This window comes from Streptomyces sp. NPDC036813, assembly GCF_055609245.1.
The window spans coordinates 1-1,018 of the sequence record NZ_JBVJPV010000053.1 but is presented as its reverse complement, the minus strand read 5'-3'; the positions used below and the strand labels follow the sequence as shown (position 1 = coordinate 1,018).

General features: G+C 56.8%; 1 rRNA gene. It reads right to left on the bottom strand.

The annotated features are described in order from the left end of the window. Positions 1-1,018, bottom strand: a 23S ribosomal RNA gene (locus tag ACZ67Q_RS39415); the annotation flags it as partial.

Below are 1,018 nucleotides of genomic sequence, written 5' to 3'. Positions count from 1 at the left end.
TGCTGCAATGACACGACTTCGGCGGTACGCTTGAGCCCCGCTACATTGTCGGCGCGGAATCACTAGACCAGTGAGCTATTACGCACTCTTTCAAGGGTGGCTGCTTCTAAGCCAACCTCCTGGTTGTCTCTGCGACTCCACATCCTTTCCCACTTAGCGTACGCTTAGGGGCCTTAGTCGATGCTCTGGGCTGTTTCCCTCTCGACCATGGAGCTTATCCCCCACAGTCTCACTGCCGCGCTCTCACTTACCGGCATTCGGAGTTTGGCTAAGGTCAGTAACCCGGTAGGGCCCATCGCCTATCCAGTGCTCTACCTCCGGCAAGAAACACACGACGCTGCACCTAAATGCATTTCGGGGAGAACCAGCTATCACGGAGTTTGATTGGCCTTTCACCCCTAACCACAGGTCATCCCCCAGGTTTTCAACCCTGGTGGGTTCGGTCCTCCACGAAGTCTTACCTCCGCTTCAACCTGCCCATGGCTAGATCACTCCGCTTCGGGTCTTGAGCGTGCTACTGAAACGCCCTGTTCGGACTCGCTTTCGCTACGGCTTCCCCACCCGGGTTAACCTCGCAACACACCGCAAACTCGCAGGCTCATTCTTCAAAAGGCACGCAGTCACGAGAACAAGGCAAGCCTTGCTCCGACGCTCCCACGGCTTGTAGGCACACGGTTTCAGGTACTATTTCACTCCCCTCCCGGGGTACTTTTCACCATTCCCTCACGGTACTATCCGCTATCGGTCACCAGGGAATATTTAGGCTTAGCGGGTGGTCCCGCCAGATTCACACGGGATTTCTCGGGCCCCGTGCTACTTGGGTGTCTCTCAAACGAGCCGCTGACGTTTCGACTACGGGGGTCTTACCCTCTACGCCGGACCTTTCGCATGTCCTTCGTCTACATCAACGGTTTCTGACTCGTCTCACAGCCGGCAGACTGTGAAAGAGAGATCCCACAACCCCGCATGCGCAACCCCTGCCGGGTCTCACACGCATACGGTTTGGCCTCATCCGGTT